Source organism: Kribbella sp., assembly GCF_035655035.1.
Lineage (GTDB): Bacteria > Actinomycetota > Actinomycetes > Propionibacteriales > Kribbellaceae > Kribbella.
In genome coordinates this window covers 1-4,793 of the sequence record NZ_DASRVN010000753.1, presented here as the reverse complement: position 1 = coordinate 4,793, position 4,793 = coordinate 1, and the positions used below count along the sequence as shown (strand labels likewise).

Genomic DNA, 4,793 nt, shown 5'->3' with positions numbered 1-4,793 from the left:
CGCTGGGCGGGCGTGATCGCACGTCGTCCCGTACTCGCCACCGTCGTCTCCGCCGCGGCCCTGCTCGTCCTCGCTGCGCCTGCGCTGAGCCTGCGGTTCGGGATGCCCGACGCGAGCACGCAGCCGCACGACACCAGCGGGTACGCCGCGCAGAAGATCATCACCGACGGTTTCGGGCCGGGTGCCACCTCGACCCTGCTCGTCACGGTCGAGCTGCCCGGCGCGGATCCCGCTGCCGTTGCCACGGAGGTCTCGCGTGTGGCGGGAGTTGCGTCCGTCAGTCCCGCGCAGGTCAGCCCGGACGGGTCGATCGCCGTGATCGCGGTCCAGCCGACGACCGGCAGCCAGGACCCGGCCACGACCGACCTGGTCCAGCGGCTGCGGGCGGTCGACCCGCACATCCTGGTCGGCGGAGCCGCCGCGGCCGCCGTCGACTTCGCCCAGCTGACCGCGAACCGGTTGCCGTTCATCATTCTGGTCGTGGTCGGGCTCTCGCTCGTCCTGCTGGTCGGGATCTTCCGCTCGGTGACGCTCGCGCTGAAGGCCGGCCTGATGAACCTGCTCTCGATCGGCGCCGCGTTCGGCGTGCTGGTCGCCGTACTGCAGTGGGGCTGGTTGCACCGGGCGCTCAACTTCCCGGCCACGATGCCGGTGACCGCGTGGGTGCCGATGATCATGTTCCCGGTGCTGTTCGGGATCTCGATGGACTACGAGGTGTTCCTGATCTCCCGGATCCGCGAGTCGTACGTCGCCGGCGGCAGCACCCGGGCCGCCGTCCAGGACGGGCTGTCCCGGACCGCCCGCGTGATCACGGCCGGTGCGGCGATCATGATCGCGGTCTTCCTGTCGGTGATGCTCGGTGCCGATGTCGGCGTCAAGGAGCTCGGATTCGGCCTCGCCGTCGCGGTCTTCGTCGACGCCACGATCGTCCGGCTGGTGCTGGTCCCCGCCTCGATGGAGCTGCTCGGCCGCCTCAACTGGTGGATCCCCGGGTGGCTGGAACGGCTGCTCGACTCGGGGCGGCCGGGTGCGATGCTTGACCTTGACACAGTGTCAAGGTCTTGACTGACGGGCAGGAGGTGGTTCGCGTGAACCCGAAGTACGACCCGCTGCAGTCAGCGGACACGTCCACCCGCCTGCGAGCGGCGATGGCAGTCGGTGCCGAGGCCGATCCGTCGGCCGTCCAGGTGCTGGTGGCGCGGTGCGGAGTGGAGCCGGACTTCTTCGTGCGCGACATGCTCACCTGGGCGCTGATCCAGCTGCCGCGCTCGGTGACTGTGCCGCTCGTCGTCGCGGAACTGGACTCCGCGAACGCCCAGGCCCGGAGCCAGGCGCTGCACACGCTGTCGAAGCTGAAGGACCCGGCGACCTGGCCGGCGGTCACCCGGGGACTGCTGCACGACCCGAACGACGAGGTCAGGCGTACTGCTTGGCGTACTGCGGTCGGGCTGGTTCCGGCCGGCCAGGAGCACCAGCTCGCGGCGGAGCTGGCGACGGAGCTCGGGCGCGGCGATCGCGACGTACAGCTGAGTCTCAGCCGGGCATTGGTCGAGCTGGGCGATGCAGCCTCGGAGGCGCTGGCGAGCGGAGTGTCGAGTCCGAGGCCGAAGGTCCAGGCGCACGCCCGGGCCACCGAGCGGCTGCTGCACGACCCGGAGGCGAACTTCGGTGCGCTGCTCGACGAGGCGAAACGAGCCGTTGCCCTCGGCCCCCAACAGGTCCGGTAGCGGCATGCTCATCGGTGAGGTGGCCCGCCGGTCCGGGGTGAGCTCGCGAATGCTCAGGCATTACGAGTCCCTCGGGCTGGTGCGGCCCACCGGCCGGACGGTCGGCGGGTACCGCGAGTACGCCGACGACGACATCCGGCGGATCTTCCACGTCGAGGCGCTGCGCTCGCTCGGCCTGTCGCTGCGCGAGATCGGCCGCGCGCTGGAGGATCCCGGCTTCGCGGCGCCCGCGCTGCTCGGCGACCTGATCCGGCGTACCGAGGAACGCCTGCACCGCGAGCAGGAGCTCCTGGACCGGCTGCGCGCGATCGACGCCGCGACCCCCGACGACTGGCCCGACGTACTGCGGGTCGTCGAACTGCTGCACAGCCTCAACTCCCCCAACGCGGCCCGCCGTCAGCAGGCCGTGCTCGCACCGACCGACGACGAACTGCCCACCGAGATCCTCGCCGCCGCACTCCTGACCGAGTCCGACCCCAACGTCGCCGGCGCGCTGCGTTGGGCCCTGGCGCGTTCCACCGACGACGTACTGGCCGCACTGACCCCGGCCCTCCGCTCGGCGGACGTCACGATCCGCCGCCGCGCCGTCGCCGCGATCGCCGACCTCACCACACCCGACGCGATCGCCGTACTCACCACCGCTCTCAAGGACCCGGACCGCGCCGTCCGCAAACACGCCGCCCTGTCCCTCGGCGCCCGCGGCGAGCGATCCGCCGTACCCGCGTTGGTTGCCCTGATCATCGAAGGCACCAACGACGTGGACGCCGCCGAGGCCCTCGGCGTACTGTCCGCAACCCCCGCGACTGCTGCCCACATCCTCACCACCCTGACCCACCTCCTGGCCGCCCCGAGCACTTCACCCGAAGCCCGGCTCCGCCTCGTCCAGGCCCTCGGAGAACTCCCACCTTCTGTCACCCACGACGTCCTCGAGTCCCTCACGCGCGACCCACAAACCCCGGTGGCTCTCACCGCCAAGGCCCTGCTGCGGGATGACAGAATGGGCTGATGGATCCAGCCCTCGTTCCTGAGCTTCTTGTCGAGTCGGTTGCCGCGAGCACCGAGTTCTGGTGTGGGGTGTGCGGCTTCGAGGTCCGGTACGAGCGGCCGGAGGAAGGCTTCGCGTACGTCGTACTCGGCGGGGCGCACGTGATGCTCGAGCAAGCCGGCGTCGGACGGAACTGGGTGACCGGCCCGCTGGAACGCCCGTTGGGACGCGGCATCAACCTGCAGATCGCCGTACCGTCGATCGCCTCTCTCGTAGCGTCGCTGCGGCGGGCGGGTTGGCCGCTCTTCATGGAGCCGGAGACGAAGTGGTACCGGACGGACCACGGTGAGGTCGGGGTCGAGCAGTTCCTGGTGACCGATCCGGATGGGTACCTGCTCCGCTTCCAGTCACCCGCACACGTCCTGCAGGTCGACGGCGAACGCTTCCAGATCTCTACCCGGGTAGGCCACCCCGGCACCTTCGACTACACCTGGCTCACCGGCCCCAACCCCACCTACGGCTTCACCGAATCCGGTTCCCCTACCCACACCCGAACCGAAGCCGACCACGAACGCGCCATCCACACCTTCCTCTCCGGCATCAACCCCGCCACCGGCTACCTCGACTAACCACCACCCCGAAGCACGCACCCCCTCCGCAGACCGGGCGCCGGTCGCCCTGGGTACGACGCGTGCGCCGGGTCCCGCGAGCACGTCCGGTACGACGAGTGCCACGAGTACGACGGATGCCCTAGGCAGGTCTGATACCGCGAGTGCCGCAAGTACGCCGGTACGACGCGCACGGCGGGGTACGCCGAGTACTGCGGGTACGACACACCACGAGCGCGGCAGGTACGAGGGTACGTACGACGCGTGCCACGAGTACGTCGGGTACGACGAGTTCCGCAGCTACGACGGGTACGTACGACGTGTGCCACGGAAAGGGTGGTGTCGCGGGTATGTCGGATACAGCAAGTGCCGCGAGTACGTCAGGTAGGACGAGTGCTGCGGGTACGACAGGCACCGCACATGCGGTAGGTACGGCGAGCATCGCAGGTACGGCGCGCACCGGAAGTGCCGCGGGTATAGCGAGCACTGCGAGTGCGACGGGTAGACGGGTAGACGGGTACGACGAGTACCGCGAGTGCCCACGGGATGGCGAGTGCCGCAGGTACGTCGGGTACGACGCGTACGACGGGTACCCCGGATGCCGCAGGCACAACCGTGCCACGGGGATGACCAGCGCCACGAGTACGTCGGAGCGCTGGTACGCCGGGTACCGCGACGCGGGCAAGGTGCGGACGACGAGTGCCGCAGGTACGAGGGGTGTACGTACGGGTCTGCCACAGTTGCCACGAAGGTGGGTGTCGCGAGTACGTCGGGTACAACAAACTGCCGCGAGTGCGTCGGGTAGGGCGAGTGCCGCGGGCATGACGGGCGCCTCAGCTACGGCGCGTAAGACGAGTGCGCAGGTGCGGCGGCACGGGCGGGCCGCGGATACCTCGGTTACCTCGGTTACCTCGGTTATGTGCGGGCACGCACGTACGGAAGGTATGGGGCTGATCGGTTGCCGCGGCGGTTGACCGGCCGTCGTGACCGTCGCGGTTGCCGGGCGCGGGTGCGCGCGTGGGGTGGGGCGTTTGCAGGTTGGTGGCGGCGGGTGTTCTTGACGGAGCTGGGTTTGGCGGTGGGCGCTGTCTTGAGGCTCTGGCTGCTTCGGCAGGAGGGCGTGTGCGGGGGTGGCACGCGGGTGTACGGGGCGGTGTGCCAGGGCATCCTGCGCTATCCGAACATCTGGATCTGTCGGATGCGGGTGTTGGGTGCTTGGGTTCGATGTGTTGGGGTTCGCGTGCCGGGGTGGGCGGCTCGCTTGCTCTGCGGGCGGGTTCAGAGGGTGGCGAAGGGTGGTGGGCCGGTGGCCGGCTCGGAGGGCGTGCGGGTGCCCCAGACGGCGAAGCGGGCTGCGGCGGTGAGGGTTGCTTCGTCGGCTTTCCAGCGGGTGGTTCGGGGGGTGGGCAGGTTTGTGTCGCCCCAGGGGTTGGCTGGTGGCTCGAAGGGCTTGGGCGGTCTGGAGTTGTCGGT

At 69.9% G+C, this 4,793-nt stretch carries 5 protein-coding genes; 4 read left to right on the top strand and 1 reads right to left on the bottom strand.

The features are described from left to right. The 4 genes from VFF46_RS38400 to VFF46_RS38385 all read left to right on the top strand — a co-directional run. Positions 1 to 1,065 (top strand): MMPL family transporter (locus tag VFF46_RS38400; RefSeq protein ID WP_325042197.1); only part of this gene is annotated, 1,065 nt, incomplete at its 5' end. Further along, a complete protein-coding gene (locus tag VFF46_RS38395; RefSeq protein ID WP_325042196.1) occupies positions 1,062 to 1,727 on the top strand; it encodes a HEAT repeat domain-containing protein in 666 nt (221 codons plus the stop codon). The genes VFF46_RS38400 and VFF46_RS38395, both read left to right, overlap by 4 nt. Before the next feature lie 4 nt (positions 1,728 to 1,731). Then, the gene (locus VFF46_RS38390) at positions 1,732 to 2,733 is read left to right on the top strand and encodes a HEAT repeat domain-containing protein (protein WP_325042195.1); all 1,002 of its coding nucleotides are present in this window, start codon (positions 1,732 to 1,734) and stop codon (positions 2,731 to 2,733) included. Then, on the top strand, positions 2,733 to 3,341 hold the full coding sequence (locus VFF46_RS38385; protein ID WP_325042194.1) for a VOC family protein: 609 nt from the start codon (positions 2,733 to 2,735) through the stop codon (positions 3,339 to 3,341). Before VFF46_RS38390 ends, VFF46_RS38385 begins: the two co-directional genes overlap by 1 nt. Before the next feature lie 1,257 nt (positions 3,342 to 4,598). On the opposite strand, the gene VFF46_RS38380 is transcribed toward VFF46_RS38385, so the two are convergent. Beyond that, positions 4,599 to 4,793: hypothetical protein (locus VFF46_RS38380; protein WP_325042193.1), on the bottom strand; the 195-nt coding region annotated here is incomplete at its 5' end.